We start from the raw sequence: 25,239 nt of genomic DNA, 5'->3' as shown, positions 1-25,239 counted from the left end.
CCGTGGCTTAGTCACACCCACAAGCTGATGGCACTGGCTGCTGTTGGCTTGGCTTTATCGTGCCCTTCCTGGCATTGATCGCTGTGCCCGGTATTCTGCGGGTGTCAGGCCGGTGCAGTTTTTAAAGGCTTTGTAGAATGAAGAGCGGGCATTGAAGCCAACGGCCATCGCAATGGTGAGCACGCTGTCATCGGTTTGCTGCAGCTGCTGCATAGCGGCAGCAATTCTGGCTTCGTTAATATAGTCGTAGAATGATTGTTGCAGAGTCTGGTTTAGTGTTTGCGACAAGTATTGCGCCGACACGCCAATATGCTCTGCCAATTTGTATAAAGTTAGCGCCGGATCTAAATACAGCTGCCCGCTGTGCACTGCCTGTTGCACCTTAGCAGCAATGCGTTGTGCCTGGGTTTCACCTAAGGCAGAGCGCTGATACTTAGCATTATCGGTTGTTGCTACTAGCTCGTCAGGGGCAGCGGTTATCGGCAAACTGGCAATATAAATAAAGCTTAAGTCTGGAAAAGCACTAAAGAGTAACGGGCCACTGCATCTGCTGGGGCTGGTCGTCGGCAGCTTAGGCATCCTCACCGTACTGCATACCCTGCCTTATCTGAAAGATGCTTTTGGTATTACTCAGCTTATTTGGTTTATCTGGTTAGGCATCACACTACTGAGCGCTGACTCTCACCAGCCCCAATGAAGGCAGAAAAAAAGTGGCGTCGCTAATTAGTTGAAATGCGCTCAACCACCATATTCCGACACTTAGCGCTCCAGTGCTATCAAGCGGGTTATTTGTTTGGCATTTTGCAGCCATGTTCCTTTCTTCTCGCGCTGATAAACTGAAGCACTCTTTTGTTCACACTATGCGCATTATCGACGCTAAGGAAGTGGCCAGCATTAGCAACAGTAGCTGTTTCAACACAGGGTAAAATCTGCTGGGCTTGTTCCAGGCTTTCCGGCGAGTTGATAATATCTTGATCGCCAACTAGCACCAGCGTTGGTATCGCTAAACCGCGGAGTAAATCATCATCAAAGGGCGTCATCTGGCTCAACAAGTCTGGCAACGACGTATTGGTGGTTGCATAGCGATAAAACTGGTCGATGTACAGCTGGTCAATGTTATCAATGTTTGTCGACATAGTTTGCAGCACGTCTCTTAGCTGACTTCTGTCAGGGTTAAGTGCGAAGTACACATTTTTAAAAACATCTAAGCTGGGTTTTATCCAGCCAAAAGTTTGGGCCGGACTTAACAACACTAACTGGCCAACTTTTTTTGGCTCCTTCAGGGCAAATTGGGTAGCGAACCAGCCACCTTGTGATGCGCCAACCAAGGCAAACTGTTCCAGCGCTAAGGTGTTGAATATTTCATCATACCAAGCTATCACCTGCGCAACGTCATCGATGGTTTTGCTTGGTTCAGACTTGCCACTGCCTAATAGGTAATCAATGGCATAGACCTGATAATCGCGAGCAAACCAAGGAACATTTGGGTACCACATAGTAGAGTTTGTATTCATACCATGCAGCAGTACAAGCGGATAACCATCGGCAGGGCCGGAAACTACAACTTGCGCCACCCCAAAAGATGTCGGCACCCGCAGCTCTGTATAGTCGTCTCCCCAAAGCGTAAGTGCACGATTATAGAGCTGTTCAGTATTGAGGGTTTCTGGATCCTCATTCACGAATTTAGCATAGTGGTTCTGGTCGATTGAATAATTTTCTATCGCTTGTTGGCGTGCGGATGACGGCTGACAACCTGTCAACACGACTAATGAACCCGCCCATATAGCCACATGACACAATGTCTGGAATAACCTATTCAATGATAATCTCCTGTTGATACCAGTCTGTTATAACACCAACAGCATTTATTACTGAGGTGAAAAACTTAATACCATCATTCCATACAAACTAACTCCCAGCCAGCGCGACTGTTGGCTCTGATCCTTAGTATTAAAAATTTCACCTGAACAATAATTTCTAGCGTATTATCCGCTGCTTTTATTTGCATATAATCATGAAGGAACAATGATGAGAAAGTTAGCTGTTATCGCGCTGCCACTCACACAACCGGCCACCATGCTGGCGCGGAACTCCGCGCCCTAGCAATCCACTTGCACATAGCCCAATCAGCACTAACCGCCCCGTTTACTTTATTGATACAGTAATTTACACTCTGGCTAAATTTTGACAGTGGCGATATCGAACAATGAAACTCGTTTTACTCACTATGATACTAAGCCTGACAGCCTGCGCTACGGTTAAAACGCTACCGCCAAGTACCAGCCATGTAAATATTGAGCATCATGGCAAGCGTAGCTACTGCCAGAGCATCCCGCGCATTTATAGTGGTTTTTCTTACAACTTGTGCAAGCTGCACGGCGAGCCCAGCCGGCAGGAAAACCTTGGCGACAGTTTTAACAATGTGCCGTTTTTTATTATCGACGGCGGTTTTTCCTTAGTTGCCGATACGGTGGCCTTGCCTTACACCCTGTATACCCAAAGCAAACATGGCAGTATTGACGTAAATTAAGTCCTGTTTTGTAGCTATTGATTTGAGTTATTTAAAGACCTCTGTGTTTTCTCGGGCTCTTTCTGTTTCGGTGTTTCCATTTTGCCAAAGTTACCTGCTCGGGCAACTGTGCAGGCTTCCTGTATTGTTGACAACGCTGAAGCAATGAAGCCATGTAACTGGTCAATGTGGTGGGAACGACGCTTGCATAACCCGCATGCAATTTACTGAACATGAGCATCAGAACAATAATCCCTGCATAGACACCATAAAAAATCAGTGCCAGCTGAATGAATCCGAAATTATTTTCCTCAAAATAAGCGCCGATAAGTATCATTGGCAGAGCAATTGCCCCAAACATAAAAATATTATACAACGTGTAATTACTGGCATAACCAGCATATGATTTTTGCAATATCCAAAACCGCGGCCGGAACAGCAGCACATTAACCGCAACTGGAAGCACAAAGCTGACAAGTAACAAATAGTCCTCATAAAAACTCTCAGGCAACTGGAGCTTTGTAACTGATAACCAAACCACTGCATAAAAACCGACAATTACCAGGGCTGAGGTAATCAGAAACGGTATAAATATTTTCCTGATTTTAAAATAGAAAGTTTCCACTGGGGTTCCATTGGTTAGCAGCAGAGTATCGGTGATGCAGCAGTTCATCTGTCTAAACCATGCGCTTATTATTCTCATGCCCGCCAGCGCGCCATCGGTATCAATACTGCACCAGCTTGGCAAATGGCTATGGGCTAAATGACCACAGCAATAGCGGCATAAAAAAAGCCATCATTAGAGAAAGGCTAACACAGGCTAACGTCACACTATTAAAATTGCCTCGTTTCAGATGAGGCTCCTTATTTGATGCACTTACATCTACCGGAACACTTATATTTTTGAGCCAACCATGAATGGGCGCAAAGAACCCGACATGTTTTAGGTCCAGTGTTACGCTACTGTCGCCCATTGCCAAGGTTAAAAGCATCGGAGCAGGCATAACATGTCGCAATAATGGCAGTTTTGACGCATCAGAAAAACGCGTTTTTATATCAGAGATATCATCAACTGCAATTCTCAGCCGTTGTTTAGTTCTGCCGACAGCAGAGTTTCGGATCGCCCACTCGGGAATAATCAGATAGTCATTAGTTAAAACCAGAGGTTTACTGATTTTCTTTATAAAAAAAACCGTTAACAACAACTCCAGTAGCACGTAGCCAAGCAACGATGCTAATCCTGCAAATATAAGCTTGTCGATATCAGAAAACCGTTTCAAGCCGATTTCTACATATTCATCTGGAAAGTAAATTAAACCATACTGAAACAGCAGCATGATGATTGCAGTATGTACAAGTATAAAAAGCACCGCGCTCTTAGGTCCACAGGCACAGGTGAACTTGGGGTATACTTTTCTGACTTTATGCTCCTTTAACGACACACTTTATTCCCTTACTAACTTAGCTGCTACAAATCACTTTAGCGGTGCGCACAAATACTACTTGAGCAGACACGCAAAACTAAAGGCGCAAAGATACAATATCGTTACTTATTTGAGAATCGAATCTTACAGTTATTCTTAGATGGTTAACCTAATGAGATAAAGGTAAGAGCCATACCCTGCATATTCTGCTGTCTTAGCCCCTGTAACTGCTGGCACAGCAGCTGCTGGTAAGGCTGAAATTCGTGGGCTACTGGCTTAGCTTTGATAGCGGCGATAAAGCTAAGCTGCTTGTCTGGCAACATAGCCGGGCTGGCGTGTTGTTGCAGTGCGGCAAATTCTGGCAGCAGCATGGCGCTGTAGCCTTCGTTTAGAGCAATGCTTACGCCTTTGGCGTCGAAATCCCCAAAGTACAACGCCGGTTTGTTTTGCTTTAGCCAGGCAGTTTTTAGTGCCTTGCAGCCTTTGCTGTAGAGCTTGTCGCCGCGATAGATGATCAGTGGCTGCTTGCAAGGTAGCGCCAGCGTAAAGGCGTGCAGCTGATAGAAACAATCGAGGTTTTCTACCACCAACAGCGCGTCAAATTGCGCCAGTGGTAGTTGTTGCCAGTCGGTATCCAGCACTTGCACAGCTATTCCGGCAACAAGCTGTGGCTGAGCCAGACTCACTAACACCCGCTGTTGGCGCGGCTTGATACCAATACTTTTTTGCTCAAACGTGCTGATAATGGCCGCGTCGGTGCGGCTTAGGCTACTAATATCGATGCGAAAATCTGGCTGGCCCAGTGCTTGTTGCACGCTGGCGATTTGCTGCAGTAAAGCTGATTCAAAGTAGAATTCCGGCCGCTGCAGGCAACTGGCAGAGACGCCGCTTAGCTGCTGGGTCAGGCACCAGTTTAACACTTCCTGCACCGCTTTTTGGCTGGTCGTTTTTTTCACCCGGCCCTTTGCAGCTACCTTGGGCGCCAGTTGGCGCAGAAAAAGGCAGGCTGCGGGGCTAAGTGCAGTTTGCATCAGGCCGCCTGTGCGTTTAGGCTGAGGCTGATATCACGAATAAGCAGCAACTGGTTGGTACTGCTGGCGGGCGCTTCATCACGTTTGATGGCAAACATCTGCTTTTCGTCTACCGGCAGTGCCTGATACTCGGCGATTATTTGGTACAGCCAGATCTCACTATCCCACTCTAGTTGCTGCTGCAGCAGATAATCCAGCGCACTGAGCTTGCCGCCGTGGTCGATAACGCGCAGGTAGAAGTTTTCCACGTCGGTTTTCAGTGCCTGCTGGCGCGCAGCGATAACATCATCTTGCCATTGCTGACTAAAACTGGCGCTGGGCGTCTCGGTTAATATTACCCCTTGCTGCCGTGGCAGGTTGCGTACTAACTCGGCCAAGATTTGCCGCTCGCTGGCGTTATCCAGCGCTATCGCCGCTTTGGGCACTATGGTAGCAGCCTGGTTAAACAACGGCGGCAATTCGCTGCGATTAGGGTAATCGGCTGGCTGATATTTTGGATGCTGGCGCAAAAACGCCGCCATGTTGGTAATCAGTAACGAGCGCGCCTGCTGTTGACGGAATTTGGCCAGTAATTCGACTAAGCGCTTTTGCACTTCTAATAAACTACTGTGGTGCGAGCTAAGCTGGCTTTGCAGCTGGCTTACCAATAGCTTACGCAAATGGCTGTTACCTTCGGCCAGCTCAATTAACTCATTAAAATCGAGCAAGTCCAGGCCATCGAGCAGGCGGCGCAATTGCTTTTGCGCCCGCTCGTTCTCACGAATTTTATCATCCAGGCTGGCAACAAAGCCAAAGTCGCTGTTTAGCCGGTGCCACAGGCTGTCTATCGCCTCTTCAAACTGGCCGCTTAAATCATGCACCTGTTCGGTTAGGCGCTGCAGCTGCAGTTCGGCTACGCTGTAATCGCCTTTGTACTGGGCATCGCGATAGGCCTGCACCCGGTTGCGGATTTGCTCCAGCTTTTCGGCCACATCGGCGTTAATCTGCCGCCGGTTTTCATCGGCTACCATGCTAGCAATCAGCTCGCTGACCAGCGGCCGCAGCGCCAGCGCTTGCTGCTCATCCGGCCGCCATAAAATTCGCGCTGCGATCAGTTTTTTCAGCGCAGCTTCGCTAAAGGCGGTTTCATCAATAAAGCCATCTAAATAGCCCTGCATCAGCGCTTTGTGGTGCTTGCCCAATAGGGCTAAGCGCTCGGCGCCGATAGTAAACAGGTTAGAGGCAATTGTGCTATCTAGCGGAGCCATCAGATTAATGCCTCCTGCGTTGGCGTATCGTCTACCGGCAAGTGTTCTTCATCACGGATAAAGCGAATAACATCAATTAAATAGTCAATTTTACCGGTAACAATATAGTACTGCCGGTCGTTATGCGGTTGCAGCAGATAGCCGTGCTCTTTTAAGCGGCGGAAGATCTGCTTTACCTGGTTATCCAGCTGCTCGCTTTGGCTGTTAAAAAAGCGGTCGCTGGCCAGTTGATTCAGGCGCTGGCGCAGGCTTTGGTTATCTTCGGTGCGCAGCACAAATTCCTGTAGTTTAATGGTGTCGCCGGCGGTTAGCGCACTGTCGCGCCCCAGCGTTTCCTGTACCAGTTGCAGCCACTCTAACAGCGGCAACAGCGACTGCACGGTTAGCGCAAACTGGCTGCTTAGCTGCTCGCGCGCGTCTTTGCTTAGCTCGTGGTAGCCAAGAAAAAACACGCTGTTATCATCATTAGCGACTAAGCGCCGGTTTAACGGCCGCAAATAATGATTTATCTCATGCTGAGTTTGCTCGGCGCTTAAATGCCGAAACGCATCTTCGTCGGTAATACGACAAATAAACTCACCAGCCAGCAGGCGCTCGAGTAAAGGTCCGTGTTGTAACATCAGCTTGCCTCCTGCTGTTTGCTGGCCAGACGCTCGGCTAAGCGGCTAACTTTCGGTTGAATGCGTTTTAACTGCCGCTTGCTTGGGTCTTGCTGGCTGGGCTCTATTAAATAACGGTGCGAAAACAGCATTAATACGTCTGACTCCGGATTCGGGAAGGCGCCAACAATGACAATGTTGTTGCTGCTGCAGGCGGCAAATAGTTTTTCTACGTTGTGATAGGCTAGCGTGCCAATTTCATCTATCGGCCAGTGAATGGTTACCTTAGCCGCACCGCGCAACAAGCGGGTAAAGGCGAGTAAGTACTTACATAAAATTAAGTACGCCATACCGTGGCTGGACGACTCCAGCAGCTGGCGATCGTTTTTAATCACCAACTCAGAGCCGCCCTCGCTTAAATGCAGCTCGAGGCGCAATAACGACTCAATGCTGTATTGCTCATCACTGCGCAGTAATTCCACCACGTCGGCTAAGGCGTTTAAGTACTGCTCTGAGGGCAAGGCTTTGCCCGAGGCGCCCCAGTCATCGTACAGTTTGGCGAAATGTTTTAACGGCTGCCAGAAGCCCAGCTCGTCGATAGTGGATAAAATACGTACCTCAGAGCGGCTGATACCATCGAGCACTAAATCATCGGCCACGGCTTCGCTTAAGCGCCGGCTCTGCAGCGCAATACGGCGGTTAATATCGCTAAACACCGTGAAAAACTTTTTCAGGTCGCCACCAATGTTTTCACCCATTTCCAGCAGTTGCTGCTGCGCATCTTTTAAAATTTGCAGCAAGCTGTGCAAAATAGGCAATTGCTGCCGCTTGCCAGCGTGCTCCGGCAGTTGGCGCCGCTCGTGCTGCAGCCGGTCTAAAAACTCTGGCCCGGCATCTTTGCTTAACATGCTTTCAAACTGCTCTAGCGCCGTTTTTAATGCGCTGTCCAGCTTGCTGCGCTGCTCCAGCGCTTCGTTAACCCGGGCCAGCCGCTCAACGCTGTCGGCTGAGGCCGTAAGCTCAGCCGGGCTAACGTCAGTTAAATACAGCTCGCCAAACCTGGCTAGTACCTGCTTTAACTGCAGTAGTAGCACATCGGCCTGCTGCATCAGTTCTTGCTGCTGACGCTTTTGTTCGTCGAGTTTTTTCTGGTTAGCGCTGTAATCGGCTTTTTGCTGCGCCAGTGCCTGGGTTAGGCTACGCAGTTGCTGTTTTAACTCGGTTTCTTTACCCAGCAGCTCTGGCCGCAGCTGCTGCCAGTCCAGCGCGATAAACTTCTGCCAGGCACTCAGTTGATCCTGGCGGGCTTCTACCGCTTTAATGTCGGTTTTTAGCTGGTCTTGCTTTTGCTTTAGCTCGGTTAAACGCCGCGGATCGATACCCTTAGCCGACAGCTCTTCGTTAAACGCTTGCTGCAGCTCTTTAATCTGGCTTTTATTGTCGTCGCGCTTGTGTTCCAGTTGGCGTTCCAGCTCGGCTATCTGCTCGTCAAACACCTGCAACTCAGCCTGCCAATCGGCTTTATGCTCCAGCTTCTGGCTGTTGTGGTCGGCTTGCAAAGCTTGCAAATCAGCTTGCTGCTGTTGTTTAAGCTGATCTTGCTGCTGTTGCTGCGCCGCCAACTCGGCTTTAACCGCTGCCTGACGTTTAGCCGCCAGTTCGCGCTGCGCTGCTTGCAGCCGGTTACGCGCATCGCGGGCGTAATCAATATTTTGCTCATATTGTGTTAGCTGCCACTGCGCCTGTTCTACCTGGCTGCGGCTTAGCTCGGCTTGCTCGTGCAGCTGTTGCAGGTTTTTTTCGGCCTGGGCTTTATCAGCCATGGCCTGGGTTAATTGCTGCTCGGCGCTGGCAATACGGTGGCGAATGGCCGCTTCATCCTGGGCATAGTCTGGCGTGTCTATCGCGGCTAATTCCAGCTGCAAGCCATACAGGCTATCGCTTAGCTCAGTAAAATGCGGTTGTAAGTCCTGCCGCTCTAATAAACGCTCGTCCAGCACCTTGCCCAGCTTTTGCTCCCAACCGTGGTAATGCAGGCGCAAATAATGGCGCAAACTACCCTGCTCAGGCGTTAACTGGCGGTGTAACTGCTGCAGTTGTTGCTCGGCATGATGCAGCGCTTTGCGGTTATGCTGCAGTTGCTGATCAGCGTTATCGCGCGCTGTACGGGCTTGCTGGTACTGCGTATTTAATTGCTGCAGCTGACGTGCCTGTTGCTGCGCTTGTTGTTGTGCCTGCTCTAACCGCAGCTCGGCGCTGCGCTGTTGCTCTAGCTCTTCTTCGGTGAGGCTGGACGCTTTAAGCTGGCTTTGCAGTACGGCGATGCTACTGCTAATACCGGTCAGTTGCTCGGAAAATTGCTGCTGCGCTTGCTGCAAGCGGCTTTGAAATGCCTGCTCCAGCGCAGCCAGCTTGGTGTCTTGCTGCTCGCGGGTGGCATCTTTTTGCTGCTGTAATTGCCTGGCTTTGCCGCGATGCTGCTCGCTTAAGCGGTTAAAAGCTTCAGCCAGCTTAATTTTACGCTGCTCTAACTGGCGTTCTAAATCGCCGTGTTGCTCTACCATCAGCTGATATTGCTCAACGGTTTCTTCCAGCTGTTCGCGCCACAGTGGTAAGGCATCGCTGTCGCGCTGCAGCTTAGGCATGTCTTTACTGTCGTAATCGTCATAACGTTGCTGCAGCTGATCTAAGCGCGCGCTGGTTTCGTGCAAACCGGCTTCAGCTTTGGCCAACTGGCTGTTTAGCTCCAGTTGTTGCTGGCTAAACTGCTCTTTTAGGCTTTGCAGCTGGCCGCGCAGTGCATTAACCTGCTGCTCGGCATCGGCTTTACGCAACTTTTGCGTGCTTTCATCTTGTTGTAATAGCGGCAACAGTGCGGCTAATTGTGCTTCGCTGCCGGCTAACTGCTGTGCTAACTGGTTTAAGCGCTCAAAATCCTGCTGCAGTTTGTCCAGCCGCATCGACTGGCGCATCTGCTGGATCCATTCGCGTGCCTTGGTGTTTTTTACTTTCGTGGTAGGCAGCGTTACGCCGTCTTCTTCAAAAATGGCCGCCAACATCGCCTTTAGCGTATCCATTTTGCCTTCTTTGGCGTGCACTGCGCTAACCAGCTTTTCAATGTGGCGCAACTTATGGCCACTGCCAACCAGGCTAAAACTGGCCGCTAAACGGCGCAGCTTCACGCTGTCGGCGTTGTTACCCCGCAGAGCAGCGGCGTCGTTTTGAATAATACTGCGATACTCACTGGTAGCACTGATTTTGGCCGATACCTGCACCTCGGGCCGGCTGCGCATCGCTGCCGCCCAATCGCTGTAGCTCATGGCTTTAACGCCATCTTCGCTTTGGCTCAGATAAAAATCGCTTTGATAAGGCGCGCCAACAAAGCGGTATTCCACACCACCGTCGCTTTTACGGGTTAGCACTACCTGGCATACCGCGCCGTCTTCGCGCTGGTATTCGTAAATTAAGTAGCTGTTAGAAAACGGCAGGTAAAATTCATCAAATTTCTTGCGGGTTTTTGGTACCACGCGGTTGGGCTGCTCACCATAAAATACCGGCACCAGGCGCTGTAGCGTGGTTTTGCCCGAGGCGTTGGTGCCGCAAATATTAGTGTGCTGATCCAGTTGTAATTCCACCACACCCGGCAGATGAGTGTGCAGCAGCACAATACGGAGTAATTGAGACATAGCGCATCCTGTCGGCGGTGCAATATGCGCACCGCAGTCAATATTTTAATGCGGCTTATTATCCATGGAATGCGGCTAAATGCCAGTTTGAAAAGCGCTGGCAGCACAACCAGCCACCGCACCACTAATGTGCATGAACAAAATGAACAAAATCAGCAAAACGCTCTAATTGCAGCTTAAGCACACAATGTTGAGCAAAACCCTGTTTGCTTCCAGGCTTGCGTTGCGGCCTGAGTTCATTTGCTGTTCAGCCGCTACAAAAATAAAACTATGATCAACAGGGCTGGATAGATGAAACCATATAATACACTTTTGCCGGTGCTCGCATTGTCGTGCCTGGCGGCACCGTCGTACGCCAATGAAACCGAACAAGACTTAGCGGCACAGGTTGCCAAACTCAGCGAACAGGTAGCTGAACTGCAAAAACAGGCTGACTCCCCTGCCATTAGTTTCAGCGGCCGCGTACAGCTGGATTACAACTGGTTTAACGGCGCCTATAACGCTAATGAAAACGGCAGCAGCGGCAGTGACTTATTTCCACGCCGCGTGCGGGCAGCAATAGATTCAGAATTTGAACACTGGGACCACACCTTACTGCTGGAATTTGCCGAAGGCACCGCCGAAATTATTATGGCGCGGGTGCGCTATTCCGGTTTCGACAATGGCCTGCGCCTGCAATTTGGTAAATTGCGCGAGGATATCTCGCTTAATGCCCTCACCAGTAGCAACAATATCAGCCTGATTGAACGCAGCAGCTTGGCTGATACCTTCTCACCTTACTTCCGCTGGGGCGCATCAGCCTATCAGTACAATAAAGACAACGGCCTGCGCTGGGCGTTGGGGGTATATAAAAATGATGCTTTTGGCTCAGACGGCGAAGATGACAGCGGCAAGTTAGCGCTGGCCTACACCGGCCGCTTAACCTGGTCGAAAACCTCTGCCGATCAGGTATGGCACCTGGGTGCCTGGCATTCAGAGCGCGATATGGGCGGTAATGAGCTGGCAGCACGGGTTGCCCGCGGCGAACTGCGGGAAACAGCAGTACGGCTGGTTGATTATGCCGCCGGTGGCGATGTGGTCGCGCTGGACAGTTTACGCCAGTCCGGATTGGAGCTGGCTTATCAGCTGCGCAGCCTGACAGTGGAAGCGGAATACGCACTGCGCACACTGAAGACCTTTGATAACAGCAGCCTGCTTGATGGCACCGATCACAGCGGTTATCACCTCAGTGTCAGCTTTTTTCCGGGCGGGCAGCAACGCCCTTACAGTGCTGGCTCTGCCGTGTTTGGCCAGCCGAAAGACATCCGCAATGCCTGGGAGCTGGTCGCCCGTGTCAGCCAACTTGACACTGCCAACGCCGGTCAGGGTACCGATGTCACCACTTACACCCTTGGCGGCGCTTATTACCTTAACCCGAAAGTAAAATTTATGGCCAACCTGATGCACAGCAGCGTGTCTGGCGCAGGCCAGCAGGCGCTTAGCGGCGAAGAAGACAGCGGCACCGGCTTTGCCGCCCGCGTACAGTACTTATTTTAGGAAACCTTACAATGAAGATGATCAGCTTACTGAAAAAATCCGTTCTTGCAGCGGTACTGGCGGGCTTTTGCCACAGCGCACTGGCCGAACTGCACATTATTATTCCCGGCGGCCCGGGCGGCGGCTGGGACACCACAGCACGTAGTGTAGGTGAAGCACTGATGAAATCAGGCCTGGAAAGCCGTACTTCATTTCAGAATATGTCTGGCGGCGGTGGTGGCCGCGCTATTGCCTATATGATTGAAATAGGTAACAAGAAAAACGACATTTTGATGGTGAACTCCACCCCTATCGTGATCCGCGCTTTGTCGGGTGCCATTCCGTTCAGCCACCGCGACTTAACCCCGGTAGCTAACCTGATAGCCGACTACGGCGCCTTTGTAGTGCGCAACGACTCGCCGCTAACCAGCTGGCAGCAAGTGATTGAACAGCTGAAAACCAACCCGTCCGGTTTAAAGTTTGCTGGCGGTTCAGCGCGCGGCAGTATGGATCATCTGGTAGCTGCGCAAGCTATTGCTGCAGCCGGTATTCCGGGCCGCCAACTGCGTTATATCCCTTACGACGCTGGCGGCCAGGCCAAAGCAGGCTTACTGTCGGGTGAGGTAGAGCTGCTGTCTACCGGGCTAAGTGAAGCACTGGAGCTGGCTAACGGCGGCCAGGCCCGCATTCTAGCGATGACCGCAGAGCAACCGATAGCTGATTACCCGGAGATCCCTACGCTGCAGGCGCTGGGCTATGACATGAGTTTTACTAACTGGCGTGGCTTTTTCGCCGCCCCCGGCACTGCGCCAGAGCAAATAGCTGCCTATAACGACACACTGCAGAAAATGCTGCAAACACCGGAATGGGAAGTTGTGCGTGCCCGTAACGGCTGGATCAACCTGTATCAGGGGCCACAGGAGTTTGCTGCGGCGCTGGCCGAACAAGAGCAGGAACTTAAGCAGGTCATGCTGGACCTGGGTTTTATCCGCAACTAACTGCCAGAGGCCGCTATGTTAAATCGCGATACATTAGGCGCACTGATTTTCCTGGCATTTTTTACCGCTTATGCGGTATTTGCCTGGCAAATTCCGTTGCTGCCATTTGAAGAAATGGATGCCGTTAATTCGGCGTCTATCCCCAAAGTTTATGCCGTGCTGGGGCTGATGTTCAGCCTGCTGGCGCTGTTGGCACAAGCTATTAAGCGCCAGCATAGCAGCGGCGATGGTTGGCCACAGATCAACCGCAGAAGCATCGGCCAAACCGCGGTATTACTGCTGTTAATGTGGGTTTATACCGCTTTACTGGAACCTATCGGCTTTTTGCTGGCAACCTCTGTGTTTTTGTCTGCCGGCTTTTTTATTATGGGTGAACGCCGCTGGCGCGTATTGCTGCTGGCTTCGGTGCCGGTTGCTGTGGTGTTCTGGCTTATTGTGACAAAGTTGCTGGGTATCTATCTGGTACCCGGCGAACTGTGGAGTTAACTTATGTTAGATGGCATTTTACTTGGTCTGTCGACCGCCCTGCAGTGGCAAAATCTGCTGTATGTTATTGCCGGTTGCTTTGTCGGCACCTTTATCGGCATGCTGCCCGGCCTTGGGCCCATTACCGCCATTGCGCTGATGATCCCCATTACCTACAGCATTGACCCCAGCTCAGGCATGATCCTGATGGCAGGGGTTTATTACGGCGCTATTTTCGGCGGCTCTACTTCGTCTATTCTAATTAACGCACCCGGCGTAGCCGGCACAGTAGCATCATCGTTTGACGGCTATCCGCTGGCCAAACAAGGTATGGCCGGTAAAGCACTGGCTATTGCTGCCTGGGCGTCGTTTACCGGCGGTACTATCGGTGCATTATTGCTGATGCTGGCCGCCCCTACATTAGCCAAAGTTTCGCTAAGCTTTCAGTCGGCCGACTATGTCGCGCTGATGTGCCTGGGCCTGACCGCGATAGCAGCATTTTCTAACAAAGGTACCTTTTTAAAAGCCATGATGATGACAGTGTTCGGCCTGACATTATCTACCGTCGGCATAGACCCGTCTTCAGGCACCGAGCGCTTTACTTTTGGCAATACCGACTTGCTGGACGGTATCTCGTTTTTACTGATTGCGATGTCGACCTTTGCACTGGCCGAAGCCCTGAGCAATGTGTTAAAACCGGAAGTAAAACAAAGCGCCGGCGAGCAACCGATGCAAATTGGCTCTATCCGCTTAAGCAAAGCTGAAGTTAAAGAAATCAGCCCGGCCATTGGCCGCTCATCAATACTGGGCTTTATTATCGGCGTACTGCCCGGTGCCGGTGCCACTATTGCCAGCTTTATGGCTTATGCTGCCGAGCGTAATCTGGCGCCCAAAGCCTTACAGGAAAAATTCGGTAAAGGTTCATTGCGTGGCCTGGCCGCACCGGAATCTGCTAATAACGCCGCCTGTACCGGCTCTTTTGTACCGCTGCTCACGCTGGGTATTCCGGGCTCCGGCACTACGGCTATTATGCTGGGTGCCTTAATCGCCTATGGTATTCAGCCGGGGCCAATGCTGATGCAAGACAACCCCGACGTATTCTGGGCGGTAATTATCAGTATGTATTTGGGTAATATAGTGCTGCTTATTCTTAACCTGCCGCTGATCCCGTATCTGGCGCGGGTACTGATTATGCCCAAAGCTATCCTGACGATGATGATCCTGTTTTTCAGCCTGATTGGCGTTTATCTGGTGTCGTTTAATACCTTTGACCTGTTTATGATGATTGGCTTTGCGCTGGTAGCGCTGGTGCTGCGCCTGTTGGCGTTCCCGATGGCACCGCTGCTGCTGGGGTTTATCCTCGGTGATATGATAGAAAGTAACTTCCGCCGCGCCATGATGACATCAGACGGCTCACTGAGTATCTTCTGGGATAAGCCACTGACACTGGGTATTATGCTGCTTGCTATAGTAGTACTGGCCATGCCATTGCTAAGCTTTCTGCGTTTACGTAAGGCGGCAATATAACAGCAAGATAAGGAGAACCGGCTTACTCTGAGTTAGCATGAGTAAGACGGTTCTCTAAATTCCCCCCTGATATACAGCAGGAGCAGCATGAAACGACCTAAAAAGCTCGAAACAAGGTTAATTCTCTGGGTTACCGGCCTGTGCCTGCTGCAGTTGCTGGTATTTGGCAGCATAGTGTATGCGCTGCTAGCAGAGAACCTGCACCAGCAAACCGGTGAACGGGCGTTGACCCTGGCCAACGCCGTGGCCAACCGGCCCGATGTGCAACGCGCCCTGCTGCAACAACGGGCAGATGCCAACCTGCTTAATACTGTAGAACAATTGCGCCAGCATACTGGCGCCGACTTTATTGTCATTGGCGATACTGCCCAGCTGCGGCTGGTGCACCCGGACAGCAACAAAATTGGCCTGCCAATGGTCGGCGATGACAGCCAGCGTGCGCTCAGCGGTGAGCGTTATATCTCTGAAGCTATTGGCAGTTTAGGCTTATCTATCCGTGGCAAGGTGCCGGTACTAAGCGATAGCGGCGCTATTATTGGTTTAGTGTCGGTAGGCTATTTAGAACAGTCAATTAAACCCCTGCTTTATAGCCACGGCTTGCAGTTACTGCTACTGGGCTTATTGCTGGTGGCATTAAGTATATTTAGTTCTATCTGGATCAGCCGCCGGGTGCGCCATGCTATTTTTGGCCTGCAACCGGATGAAATCGGCCGTTTATTTGCCGAACAGGAAGCTATATTAAACACCGTGCGCTCCGGCATTATTGCCGTAGACCCTGATGGTTGCATCCGCAAGCTGAACCAGCGTGCCTGCGAAATACTCGAGTTAGCACCGGCGCGGCATAACGGCAAACTCAGCCTGCATGAGGTCCTGCCCGACCACAGCGCTTATTTGCTGGCCGATCAGCACCTGCCTATTCGCGGCTTCGAGTTATTTGCTGCCGGCAAACGCATTGTTATGGGCCGCTCGGTGTTGCAGGTGCAGGGCCAGACCGACGGTGTGCTGCTAAGCATGCGCCCGGTGGATGAGCTGGAATATTTAAGCCAGCAACTGGCCAAGTTACAGGAATTCGCCGAGTTGCTGCGGGTGCAAACCCACGACTACGCCAATAAGCTCAACACTCTGGGTGCATTAATCCAGATGGGCGCGTACGATAAAGCCATAGAGCTGATTGGCCAGGAGTCGCAGGGCTTTCAGGCACAAATCCATAACCTGCTCGAGCATATCAGCGAGCCTTTGATTGCCGGGTTGTTGCTGGGTAAACACCATAAAGCCCGTGAAATGAATATTCGTTTTGAAGTCAGCAGCGACAGCCAGTTAGCACCGACAGAGCGCAAAGACATGCCGGAGTTGGTATCTATATTGGGTAACCTGATCGACAACGCACTGGAGGCGGCGCAACATGCGGTACGTTTTCGCGCACCGGCGGTGCGGGTAACGCTGGATGATGTCGGCACTAACCTGATATTTGATGTGGAAGACAGCGGCTTTGGCCTGGCTGCCGATCTGGACACCATTTTCACACCGCAGTACAGTTCAAAAAACGACGCCCGGCACGGTATCGGTATGTATCTGGTAAAAACCCATCTTGACGCCTGCCACGGCTCGCTGGAAGTGGGTAAGTCTGATCTTGGCGGCGCCAGGCTCAGTGTGTTTATCCCCAAACACGGCAGGCAAAACGCATGACCTACAGCGTTGTGATAGTGGAAGATGAAATAGAAGTGGCGCAATTACTGGCGCAGTACTTAATGTCGCCGGATAAAAGGCGCGCTAACGCACCGCGTTATCAGGTATTGGGCATTGCCAGCGATCTGGCCACGGCCCGCTCGGTGTTGTCGGCACTAAACCCAGCGCTGATCCTGCTGGATGTGTATCTGCCCGATGGCAGCGGCCTTACCTTGCTGTCGGAGCTGCGCGCCCGCGATACCAACAGCGAAATTATGCTGTTAACCGCCGCCAAAGAAGTACAGGTGCTGGAAAAAGCCATGCAACTGGGCGTTTGTGACTTTCTGGTCAAGCCCATAATGTTGTCCAGGCTGGACCAGGCATTAAGCCGGTTTGAAGAAAAACAACAGCATCTGTCTGCCGCGCAGGAAGTGACCCAATCGATGGTAGATGCGCTGTTTTTAAACCCCGCTGATAGCGGTAAAGACAACGCGAACGGGCGCCTGCCCAAAGGCGTTGATGGCCTGACACTGCAAAAAGTACGGCAGGTGTTCAATGCAACTCCCGAGCAAGCCTATACCGCCCAGCGCATTGGCGAGCAGCTGGGCATCAGCCGCTCTACCGCACGGCGGTATCTGGAATATTTGCTGGAAAGCACAGAGCTGATGGTCGACCAAAATTACGGCGCCATTGGCCGGCCCGAGCGCAGCTACCGCAAGTGCCGTTAAGCTGACAAAATCAGCGGATTACGGCTCGTTCAGCTCGTTATGGTGTTTACTGAATACCGGTATGGTGAGTTGCCACTTCATCGCCGCTAAACGCAGCAGCAATAGTGCCGTCATCCCGCTTAACATAGCTGGCAATTGTGCTACGCCCAAAGCCAGCAAGCCGCTATACACCACACCACCGAAAATACAGGTTACCGCGTATAGCTCACCGCGAAATACCATTGGCACCTCGCGGCATAACACATCGCGGATCATACCACCACAGACACCACTCATGGTGCCCAGCAGTATTGCCACCATAGTAGAAGTGCCGTGATCCAGCGACTTCTGCGTGCCCATAACCACAAAGAACGCCAGCCCCAGCGCATCAAAAAATTGCAGCGTGTTGTGCGGAATGGTTAACCGGTTTCGTACCAGCAGAATAGTGGCCACCACTGCAATAAAGATGGCGTAAAAGTAGCTATTATCGTTAATCCAAATCACCGGCACATCGAGGATAAGATCGCGCAGCGTACCTCCGCCAATAGCGGTAACGCTGGCCAGCACTATCACGCCAAAGCCGTCCATCTGGTTGCGCCAGGCAGCCAACGTGCCGGAGATAGCAAAAACGGCAATTCCAAGTAAATCAAACCAGTGAAAATAGTCCGCCATAATGCCTGCCTCTGAACTAGTACTGCAGCTGACGTTAGCAGGCTTTGACGCAACGGTAAACTAGCAGCCATGACTTAAAAAAAAGCGGGCTAAGCTATCCGGCGTTTTGATGTTGTGTTAGCATTTTGCCGTTTTATTAACAAACTTTTATAAAGGATTAGTATGAAAAAGTCGCTGATAGCGCTGTTGGTCATTGGTGCAGCTGCAGCAGGTGGCGTTTACTATGCCAACACCTTGGCAGAAGACGCCATTAAACAACAATTTGAACAAGCCAACCAAAGCTACCGCGACATGGCGGAACTGGGTGACGCACCAGAAATCAGCATGGCGTATACAGACATCTCGGCTAATGTGCTAACGTCCAGCTACAGTATCAGCGGCATGTCTTTCAGCCTGGGTGAAATGGGTACAGTGGCAACTATCGACTTAATTCAGGCCAAAGGTTTGAAGCCACAAAGCCTGTCAGATAAAGGCAGCGCTACTGTAACCGGCATTAAAGCCGCGCCAGCACTGTTACAAATGCTACCGCCAAACACCAGCGCATATTTACAGAGTTTGGCACTGCACGGCGAATACAACTATGCCTACAACGACAATGGTGAGTTGATGTTTACCCAGCAAACCCGAATTAACGATGAGTTTGCCTTTAATTACAGTTTTAGCTTTGCCCAAATGCAACAATTGTGGCAATTCGCCCGTGAGATAAGCGCGCTGCCACCAGAGCAGCAACAAGCATTGGTTACTGATGAAACCTATATCAGCAATATACTGGAAAAGCTGGCGACCGGCGCAGTAAAAGACGGTGTCATTACTATTGAAAACAACGGCTTTATTGAACGTACGCTGGCAATGACAGCCGAGATGGGCCAAACGCCGGATTTTGCCACGGCACAAGGCATAGCGCTGGCGAATATCGCCACCATTGAGCAAATACCGGCAGAGATGAAACAAAGCCTAAGCGATTTTATCAGTAAGCCGGAAAAGCTAACCTTAAGCTTTGGCTTTGCCGAACCACTGCAGTTTGCCAAAGTGCAAAGCGGTGAACTGGCCGAGCATATGGTAAGCCCGGAAGCGATGATTAAGTTTGCCAGCGTAAAACTGCACGCCAATTAGGTAAACCAGCCGGTAAGGTTACATGATGTCAGTATGGAGATGGGTTTGAGCCTGAAATTGATCCAGATAAGCGACCCACATCTTTTTGCAGCGATTGAGGGCAGCTTATTAGGCATGAACACACTACACAGCTTGCATTGTGTAACCGAACTTATTTGCCAGCAGCATAAGCAAATAGATTGTCTGTTGGTCAGTGGTGATCTGTCACAAGATGGCAGTGTGGCTTCGTATAGGCATTTGCAGCAAGCACTGGAGCACTTTAACTGCAAGGTACTCTGGTTTGAAGGCAATCACGACAACCCAGCCAGTATGCAGCAAGTTGCAGTTGCAGCAGGATACCTGCAACGTGTTGTCTGTGCGGGGCGCTGGCAACTTATCTTGCTAAATTCTCAGGTAGACGGTGCAGTGTTTGGCCAGCTGGATGAAAGCCAGTTGCAGTTGCTGGAACAGGCATTACAGCAGCAGCCTGAACTGCACACTCTGATTAGTTTGCACCATCATCCACTGCCAATGGGCAGTGCCTGGCTTGATGATATCGGCTTACAAAATGCCGCCGAATTCAATGCGATAGTGCAACGTTACCCGCAGGTACGCGGCGTGCTTTGGGGGCATGTACATCAACACAGCGATCGGAATATAAACGGCGTGCGCTATTTATCTTCTCCATCTACCTGCGTGCAGTTTAAACCCAGCTCAGCAAAGTTTGCTCTCGATAACCAGCCCCCCGGCTATCGTTGGTTAACCCTGCATGACGATGGCAGCATCGACACCGGTGTTGGCAGAGTTTCCGGTATCGACTTCAGCGTAGATCTGGCCGGCACAGGCTATTAGTGGCTTAGCTGCCAGCCAGGGATCTGAGTGATATCTACCTCATCAATTTGCTCGGGGCTTAAAAACTGCTGAGCAAATTGCAAATAGACTTTTTGTTCGAGAAACACCCGAAATAAGTCTGCATCGATATGCTGGTCACGCGCCATAAACCCCAGAATACGTAACGACTCAGTCAATGTTTTAGCTTTTTTATAGGGCCTGTCACTGGCCGTTAACGCCTCAAAAACATCTGCTATCGCCATAATACGGGCCTGGACAGACATTTGCTCTTTTTTAAGGCCTCGGGGATAACCGGTTCCATCCATCTTTTCATGGTGTCCACCGGCATACTCAGGCACATTTTTCAGATGTTTAGGGAATGGAAGAGATTCCAGCATTTCAATGGTAATGTCGATATGGCGATTTATAATTCGCCGTTCATCATCATTCAATGTGCCTCGTGCCACACACAGATTAGTCGCCTCTGCCGCTGTCAGAACAGACTGCTCTTCCCCGCCTATGCTTATTTGATAATGCTGGGCAATGTCCTGTACTCGCTGTTGTAAGTCACGCGACATAAATTCACCACCGATATTAACTTCCCGCAAAAAGCACATATCATCGCGTAATTGCGCCAGTTGTTGTGTTTTGCTATCAACATCTAGTTGGACATTGAACTCAATATCGCGGGCTGCAATTTCAAAACGTGCGGCCACCAGTTCGATATTGTCATGCAAACCATGCAACTTTGTGGCTTTGTCCATGACATATTCTGGCGTAGCAATTTTGCCACAATCATGCAGCCAACCCGCCACCGACAGTTCATGCTGATCGGCGGCGGTCATAATAAAATCAGCAAGTGGGCCACTTTTAGTCTGGCTGCACGCCTCAGCTAACATCATGGTTAACGCTGGTACTCGCCGGCAATGGCCGCCGGTGTAGGGCGATTTTTCGTCTATGGCTTTCGCTAGTAAACGTGACAGGGCTTCAAATAAGTTCTCCAGGTCTTGTACTAATTGCTTATTCGTCATGACCATAGCAGCAAGCGAAGCCATGGCAATGACCTGGCGCTGCACCGGTAGAGGAAACGTTTGCACCTGCCCAGTCGCATCCAGACAATTAACCAGCTGCAGCACACCAACCACCTCAGTTTGGTGGTCTAACAACGGCACGGTAAACATTGACTGGGTTTTATAGCCCATCTGCTGGTCGAACTGTCGCGCCTTTTGCTGATTAACCAACGCACTTTGATACACATCGTCAATCACAATCGGACATTTTTGGTTTGCCGCCATTGCCACCACGGCACCGTCATTAGCTTGCCCATTGATCTGCAGTGGTATCGGCTGCTGACTCGGATTTTCAGCTGATGTACCGCCTTGATGCAGACCCAGCCGGTGGTTAATTAATGTGGCAAAGGTTAGTTCTGTGCCGTCGCAGCGGTATATCGTTCCGCCCTCTGCGGCGCTAATTTGCTGAGCACTCTGTAGAATTTGTTCCAATAGTTGCGAGGTATCGGCTTGCCGCGCTAAAGCTAAACCAACAGCGACGAAGTGCTCCAGTTGCTCAATATTGTCCATTTACGCCAGCCCTAGTTCGCAGAATTAAGCCAAGTTGTTAAGTATAGCTGCAGTTTTTTATAGCGTTGCCGCAACCTTCTTTGTCAGACAAGTTAAATGCTCGCTTCATACCACTACGCGAGCTGTGTTAAGGCTCAGCTCTTAGCTGACTATTTGTGCATGTCACAGCTGCCGCTGCATAAATCCAGCACTCAGTGCCTGACTTTAGTACGGTCTTTAGCCGCACGTAGGCATCGACTTCATAGTCATCGGCCTGCACCAGCTCGGCATCGGTTAGCTCAAATACGGTGCCAGACACTTCATCAGCAGTATTACCGCTAAGCCGCAAAATCGGATGCAATGCCTTGCCGCTTTCACGCAGTACGCGCTCGTCAGTGATTTCTACTTCGCCAACAATATAGCCCTGCAGAATATCTTTATTGCCGCTTAGCTCGCGGCCAAAGTTAGCCAACTGCACATTTTTTTGCTGCAAAGTACCGTAAGAAAATAGTTTCGGCATAAACACCTCTGTTGTCGAGAGCAGAGAGCTCTGCCCCCAAATAGGGGGCAACACAAAGTTCACCCTAGCCAGGGCTGGCTGGCTTTGCGGCTTTGTTCGTAGTCGGCTATTTGCGGGTTTAACTGCTCGCTACTGCCGATAAAATCTAACCCGGATAACAGCCGCTGCTTAATATCGGCGTCGATATTAAAACCCATTGCTGCATTATTACCGAACATGATCTCCTGGCTGGCTAAGTCAATTTGCCAATGTTGCGGGCCTTGCTGGCAGCGGTTAAACAATAAGTCGATATTGGTTTTACTTAACTGAATTAACAACATGGCGTTGTTTACACTGTTATTAAAGAAAATATCGGCAAAGCTTTCAGCAATTATCACGTTAAAGCCATATTGCTGAATAGCCCAGGGCGCATGCTCGCGGCTGGAGCCGCAGCCAAAATTGGCCCGGGTCAGCAAAATACCGGCGCCCTGATATTCTGGTTTATTGATGACAAAATCCGGGTTGGGGCTGCCATCGGCCAGGTAACGCCAGTCGTAAAACATCGCTTCGGCAAAACCATCGCGGCTAACGCTGGTTAAAAACTGCTTTGGGATGATTTGGTCGGTATCAACGTTGTTTTTGTCCAGTGGGCACACCAGGCCCTGTGCAAAGATCTTACTCATGCCTGCTCTCCATTCGTTGTTGCCGCTGCTGTGGCTGCGATATTAACAAACTTACCGGCAATAGCTGCCGCCGCGGCCATGGCCGGGCTAACCAGATGCGTGCGGGCGCCACGGCCCTGGCGGCCTTCAAAGTTACGGTTTGAGGTTGAAGCACAGCGCTGGCCGGCCTCTACTCTGTCATCATTCATACCCAGGCACATACTGCAGCCCGGTTCGCGCCATTCAAAACCGGCGTCTTTAAAGATAGTGGCTAAGCCTTCGGCTTCGGCCTGGCGTTTTACCACGCCTGAGCCAGGCACCACTAAAGCCCGCACGCCGACTGCGACTTTTTGACCCTGCACCACAGAGGCCGCGGCGCGTAAATCTTCAATCCGGCTGTTGGTGCAACTGCCGATAAACACCACATCTACTTTGCAATCGGTCAGCTTTTGGCCCGGCTCTAAGCCCATATAGGCCAGCGCCCGTATCGCGGCATCGCGCTTAGTGGCATCGGTAAAGCTGTCCGGTGCCGGTACGCTTTGATCCACTGCAATCACCTGCTCCGGGTTAGTGCCCCAGCTAATTTGTGGCGTAATAGCCGCAGCATCAATCTCAACCAGCTGATCAAACACAGCATCGGCATCAGAATACAGGCTTTGCCAGTATTGCACCGCCGCATCCCAGTGCTCTGCCTTTGGGGCATGCGCTTTGCCTTTTATATAATCGAAGGTGATTTGGTCCGGTGCTATCAGCCCGGCCTTGGCGCCCATTTCAATGCTCATATTGCACAGTGTCATGCGCCCTTCCATGCTCATAGCGCGGATAGCACTGCCGCTAAACTCGGCCACACAGCCGTTGCCACCGGCAGTACCTAACTTACCTATTACCGCCATAATCACGTCTTTTGGCGTAACATGGGCGCTTAATTCGCCATTTATCTCTACTTTTAACGTTTTTGCCCTCTGTTGTGGCAGGGTTTGCGTTGCCAGTACGTGTTCGACTTCTGAGGTGCCGATGCCAAAGGCCAGGGCGCCAAAAGCGCCGTGGGTAGAGGTGTGTGAGTCACCACAAACGATAATCATCCCCGGCTGGGTTAAGCCCTGCTCCGGGCCAATAACGTGCACTATGCCCTGGTCGGGATGGGTTAAGTCAAGCAACGGAATGCGGTTTTCCTCGCAGTTGGCGGCTAAGGCTTCTAATTGTTTGCGCGAGGTTTCGCCAGCGGCGTCGATACTGCGGCGTTGGGTCGACACGTTATGATCCATGGTGGCGAAGGTTAAATCCGGCCGGCGCACTTTGCGATTGGCCAGTTTTAAACCGGAAAACGCCTGCGGCGAGGTGACTTCATGAATTAAATGCCGGTCGACATACAATAAATCGGTGCCGGGGTTTAATTTACCCACCACATGGCTGACATAGATTTTGTGATACAAGGTTTGAGCTTTAGAAGTAGCCTGGCTCATTACTGGTTCTCCTGGCGCAAGGTGGCAACAATAGCGGCGCCAACCGCTGCCGTACCGTAAGTAGATTTCGGGTTAATATCGCGCGTAACAATATGCTGCGCTAAGCAGTGCTGCACAGCCTGCTCAATAGCGCGCGCCGCGTCTTCTTCGCCAAAGCTGTAGCGCAGCATTAAGGCGGCACTTAAAATTTGTGCTATCGGGTTAGCAATGCCCTGGCCGGCGATATCCGGTGCGCTGCCACCGGCCGGCTCGTACAAACCAAAGCCGCTGCCGTTTAAACTGGCTGAGGGTAACAGGCCTAATGAGCCAGCAATCGCCGCGATTTCGTCAGATAAAATATCGCCGAACAGATTGTCACACAGCAACACATCAAACTGCTGCGGGCTACGGATCAGCTGCATAGCGGCGTTATCAATATACATATGCTCCAGCGTCACGCCCGGGTAGTCTTTGGCTACCCGCTCTACCGTTTCGCGCCATAAAATACTGGTTTGCAGCACATTGGCTTTATCAATTGAGGTGACTTTATTGCTACGCTTTTGTGCGGCCTCAAACGCTACTTTGGCTATACGTTCAATCTCTGCCACGCTATAGCGCTGGGTATCAAAGGCATCGGTGTCGCTACGGCCTTTTTCGCCAAAATAAATGCCGCCGGTCAGCTCGCGTACGCACAATACGTCCATGCCTAAGCTGCTCACCCGCGGGTGCAGTGGCGATAAATCAGCAAACGCCGGGTAAATTTGACCGGGGCGCAAATTGCAGAATAAATCGAAGGTTTTTCTAAGTGGCAATAACGAGCCACGCTCGGGCTGTTTATCCGGCGCTAAGCCGGTCCATTTTGGGCCACCAACCGAGCCAAATAAAATGGCATCGCTTTGCTGACATACCGACAAAGTTTGCGCCGGTAAGGGCTCGCCAGTGGCGTCGATGGCTGCACCGCCGACTAAAGCCGGCGTTAGCGTTAAGCCAAACTGAAATTTATCCGCTACCAGCTGTAGTACTTTTTCTGCCTCGGCCATCACCTCCGGCCCGATGCCATCACCGGCTAATACCGCAACCTTGTAGTGCTTTTTGCTCTGTGTACTCAT

Annotated in this window: 23 protein-coding genes; 9 read left to right on the top strand and 14 right to left on the bottom strand. The window is 51.1% G+C overall.

Annotation, left to right across the window (positions count from 1 at the left end; genetic code table 11):
- Positions 1–54: 54 nt before the first annotated feature.
- Positions 55–579 carry a helix-turn-helix domain-containing protein gene (locus tag I4W93_RS17925; protein WP_205312091.1) on the bottom strand — a complete coding sequence of 175 codons (525 nt, stop codon included), beginning with the start codon at positions 577–579 and terminating at the stop codon, positions 55–57.
- Positions 580–785: 206 nt separating this feature from the next.
- Positions 786–1,820 (bottom strand): alpha/beta fold hydrolase, encoded by a 1,035-nt coding sequence (locus I4W93_RS17920; RefSeq protein WP_205312092.1) that lies wholly within the window; start codon positions 1,818–1,820, stop codon positions 786–788.
- 386 nt (positions 1,821–2,206) lie between these two features.
- Between I4W93_RS17920 and I4W93_RS17915 the strand changes: the two genes are divergently transcribed.
- Positions 2,207–2,530 carry a YceK/YidQ family lipoprotein gene (locus tag I4W93_RS17915; RefSeq protein ID WP_205312093.1) on the top strand — a complete coding sequence of 108 codons (324 nt, stop codon included), beginning with the start codon at positions 2,207–2,209 and terminating at the stop codon, positions 2,528–2,530.
- Positions 2,531–2,561: 31 nt separating this feature from the next.
- Here the strand turns inward: I4W93_RS17915 and I4W93_RS17910 are convergent, their stop codons facing one another.
- The 6 genes from I4W93_RS17910 to I4W93_RS17885 form a co-directional block, all read right to left on the bottom strand.
- The gene (locus tag I4W93_RS17910; protein WP_205312094.1) at positions 2,562–3,134 is read right to left on the bottom strand and encodes a hypothetical protein; all 573 of its coding nucleotides are present in this window, start codon (positions 3,132–3,134) and stop codon (positions 2,562–2,564) included.
- Positions 3,135–3,261: 127 nt separating this feature from the next.
- Complete coding sequence (locus I4W93_RS17905) at positions 3,262–3,951, bottom strand: hypothetical protein (protein WP_205312095.1); 690 nt, start codon at positions 3,949–3,951, stop codon at positions 3,262–3,264.
- 146 nt (positions 3,952–4,097) lie between these two features.
- Complete coding sequence (locus tag I4W93_RS17900) at positions 4,098–4,964, bottom strand: DUF7281 domain-containing protein (RefSeq protein ID WP_205312096.1); 867 nt, start codon at positions 4,962–4,964, stop codon at positions 4,098–4,100.
- Positions 4,964–6,211: a hypothetical protein gene (locus I4W93_RS17895; RefSeq protein ID WP_205312097.1), complete on the bottom strand. Its 1,248-nt coding sequence runs from the start codon at positions 6,209–6,211 to the stop codon at positions 4,964–4,966. The genes I4W93_RS17900 and I4W93_RS17895 overlap by 1 nt, the downstream gene beginning before the upstream one ends.
- The gene (locus I4W93_RS17890; RefSeq protein WP_205312098.1) at positions 6,211–6,831 is read right to left on the bottom strand and encodes a condensin complex protein MksE; all 621 of its coding nucleotides are present in this window, start codon (positions 6,829–6,831) and stop codon (positions 6,211–6,213) included. The genes I4W93_RS17895 and I4W93_RS17890 overlap by 1 nt, the downstream gene beginning before the upstream one ends.
- Positions 6,831–10,496, bottom strand: coding sequence for an ATP-binding protein (locus I4W93_RS17885; RefSeq protein WP_205312099.1), 3,666 nt, complete (start codon positions 10,494–10,496; stop codon positions 6,831–6,833). The genes I4W93_RS17890 and I4W93_RS17885 overlap by 1 nt, the downstream gene beginning before the upstream one ends.
- A 291-nt stretch (positions 10,497–10,787) precedes the next feature.
- Between I4W93_RS17885 and I4W93_RS17880 the strand changes: the two genes are divergently transcribed.
- From I4W93_RS17880 to I4W93_RS17855, 6 genes are all read left to right on the top strand, one after another.
- Positions 10,788–12,032, top strand: coding sequence for an OprO/OprP family phosphate-selective porin (locus I4W93_RS17880; RefSeq protein ID WP_205312100.1), 1,245 nt, complete (start codon positions 10,788–10,790; stop codon positions 12,030–12,032).
- A gap of 11 nt (positions 12,033–12,043) precedes the next feature.
- Positions 12,044–13,009 carry a tripartite tricarboxylate transporter substrate binding protein gene (locus I4W93_RS17875; protein WP_205312101.1) on the top strand — a complete coding sequence of 322 codons (966 nt, stop codon included), beginning with the start codon at positions 12,044–12,046 and terminating at the stop codon, positions 13,007–13,009.
- A gap of 15 nt (positions 13,010–13,024) precedes the next feature.
- A complete protein-coding gene (locus tag I4W93_RS17870; RefSeq protein WP_205312102.1) occupies positions 13,025–13,495 on the top strand; it encodes a tripartite tricarboxylate transporter TctB family protein in 471 nt (156 codons plus the stop codon).
- 3 nt (positions 13,496–13,498) lie between these two features.
- Positions 13,499–15,001 (top strand): tripartite tricarboxylate transporter permease, encoded by a 1,503-nt coding sequence (locus I4W93_RS17865; RefSeq protein ID WP_205312103.1) that lies wholly within the window; start codon positions 13,499–13,501, stop codon positions 14,999–15,001.
- Positions 15,002–15,088: 87 nt separating this feature from the next.
- The gene (locus I4W93_RS17860) at positions 15,089–16,687 is read left to right on the top strand and encodes an ATP-binding protein (protein ID WP_205312104.1); all 1,599 of its coding nucleotides are present in this window, start codon (positions 15,089–15,091) and stop codon (positions 16,685–16,687) included.
- Positions 16,684–17,394, top strand: coding sequence for a response regulator (locus I4W93_RS17855; RefSeq protein WP_205312105.1), 711 nt, complete (start codon positions 16,684–16,686; stop codon positions 17,392–17,394). Before I4W93_RS17860 ends, I4W93_RS17855 begins: the two co-directional genes overlap by 4 nt.
- A gap of 18 nt (positions 17,395–17,412) precedes the next feature.
- Here I4W93_RS17855 and I4W93_RS17850 read toward each other — a convergent pair whose 3' ends face one another.
- Positions 17,413–18,045 carry a trimeric intracellular cation channel family protein gene (locus I4W93_RS17850; RefSeq protein WP_205312106.1) on the bottom strand — a complete coding sequence of 211 codons (633 nt, stop codon included), beginning with the start codon at positions 18,043–18,045 and terminating at the stop codon, positions 17,413–17,415.
- 162 nt (positions 18,046–18,207) lie between these two features.
- Between I4W93_RS17850 and I4W93_RS17845 the strand changes: the two genes are divergently transcribed.
- Together I4W93_RS17845 and cpdA are read left to right on the top strand one after the other, a co-directional pair.
- Entirely contained in the window at positions 18,208–19,158 is a 951-nt protein-coding gene (locus I4W93_RS17845) for an aq_1923 C-terminal domain (protein ID WP_205312107.1), read from the top strand.
- 33 nt (positions 19,159–19,191) lie between these two features.
- On the top strand, positions 19,192–19,989 hold the full coding sequence (gene cpdA / locus I4W93_RS17840; RefSeq protein WP_224673538.1) for a 3',5'-cyclic-AMP phosphodiesterase: 798 nt from the start codon (positions 19,192–19,194) through the stop codon (positions 19,987–19,989).
- Here cpdA and I4W93_RS20460 read toward each other — a convergent pair.
- The 5 genes from I4W93_RS20460 to leuB all read right to left on the bottom strand — a co-directional run bounded on the left by I4W93_RS20460 (position 19,986) and on the right by leuB (position 25,239).
- Positions 19,986–21,548 carry an HD domain-containing phosphohydrolase gene (locus I4W93_RS20460; protein ID WP_205312109.1) on the bottom strand — a complete coding sequence of 521 codons (1,563 nt, stop codon included), beginning with the start codon at positions 21,546–21,548 and terminating at the stop codon, positions 19,986–19,988. The two genes, cpdA and I4W93_RS20460, sit on opposite strands and share 4 nt — an antisense overlap.
- Positions 21,549–21,675: 127 nt before the next feature.
- Positions 21,676–22,047 (bottom strand): gamma-glutamylcyclotransferase family protein, encoded by a 372-nt coding sequence (locus I4W93_RS17825; protein ID WP_205312110.1) that lies wholly within the window; start codon positions 22,045–22,047, stop codon positions 21,676–21,678.
- Between the two features lie 59 nt (positions 22,048–22,106).
- Positions 22,107–22,709 (bottom strand): 3-isopropylmalate dehydratase small subunit, encoded by a 603-nt coding sequence (gene leuD / locus I4W93_RS17820; protein WP_205312111.1) that lies wholly within the window; start codon positions 22,707–22,709, stop codon positions 22,107–22,109.
- Positions 22,706–24,151, bottom strand: coding sequence for a 3-isopropylmalate dehydratase large subunit (gene leuC, locus I4W93_RS17815; protein WP_205312112.1), 1,446 nt, complete (start codon positions 24,149–24,151; stop codon positions 22,706–22,708). The genes leuD and leuC overlap by 4 nt, the downstream gene beginning before the upstream one ends.
- Complete coding sequence (gene leuB, locus I4W93_RS17810; RefSeq protein WP_205312113.1) at positions 24,151–25,239, bottom strand: 3-isopropylmalate dehydrogenase; 1,089 nt, start codon at positions 25,237–25,239, stop codon at positions 24,151–24,153. The genes leuC and leuB overlap by 1 nt, the downstream gene beginning before the upstream one ends.

It is taken from the genome of Rheinheimera maricola (assembly GCF_016918075.2).
GTDB lineage: Bacteria > Pseudomonadota > Gammaproteobacteria > Enterobacterales > Alteromonadaceae > Alishewanella > Alishewanella maricola_A.
This window is presented reverse-complemented; position numbering and strand designations above follow the sequence as displayed.